Genomic DNA, 792 nt, shown 5'->3' on the forward strand with positions numbered 1-792 from the left:
TCCTCGTAGGCCGCGATGACTTCCTCGGTCGGGCCGTCCATGCGCAGCTCGCCCTTTTCGAGCCACAGGGCGCGGTCGCAGGTGTCGCGGATGGATTTGTTGTTGTGGCTGACCAGGAAGACGGTTCCGGCTTCCTGGCGGAGTTCGCGGATGCGGTCCTCGGAGCGTTTCTGGAATTTGCGGTCGCCGGTGGCCAGCGCCTCGTCGATCATGAGGACGTCGTGGTTCTTGGCTGCGGCGATGGAAAAGCGCAGCCGGGCGGCCATGCCGGAGGAGTAGGTGCGCATCGGCAGTGAGATGAAGTCGCCCTTTTCGTTGATGCCGGAGAACTCCACGATGCCGTCGTACTTCTCGCGCACCTCTTCGTTCGACATGCCCATCGCCAGCCCGCCCAGGATGACGTTGCGCTCGCCGGTGAGGTCGTTCATCAGCGCGGCGTTCACACCCAGCAGCGAGGGCTGCCCGTCGGTGAACACCCGCCCGCTCTCCGGTGGCAGCAGCCCCGCGATCGCCCGCAGCAGCGTCGACTTGCCCGAACCGTTGGAGCCGATGAGGCCGACCGCCTCACCCCGGTAGGCGGTGAAGCTGACACCCCGCACCGCGTGGACCCTGCGGACGTTGGGATTGCTCTTGCGGCTGACGATGCGCGACAGCGCGGCAACGGCGCTGCCACGGCCGGTGCCCGCACCGTGCACCGTATAGACAATGTGGACGTCATCGGCGATGACCGTCGGAATCAGCTGCTCAGCCACGACCGTACTGCTCCTCTGCCTTCCAGAAGTACACAAAGCC

The 792-nt window shown here is 65.8% G+C and carries 1 protein-coding gene; it reads right to left on the reverse strand.

Features of this window, described 5'->3' with window-relative positions; genetic code table 11:
- Positions 1-752 (reverse strand): ABC transporter ATP-binding protein (locus FCI23_RS55980; protein WP_136731803.1); only part of this gene is annotated, 752 nt, incomplete at its 3' end.
- Positions 753-792 lie beyond the last annotated feature (40 nt).

This window comes from Actinacidiphila oryziradicis (genome assembly GCF_005047355.1).
Lineage (GTDB): Bacteria > Actinomycetota > Actinomycetes > Streptomycetales > Streptomycetaceae > Actinacidiphila > Actinacidiphila oryziradicis.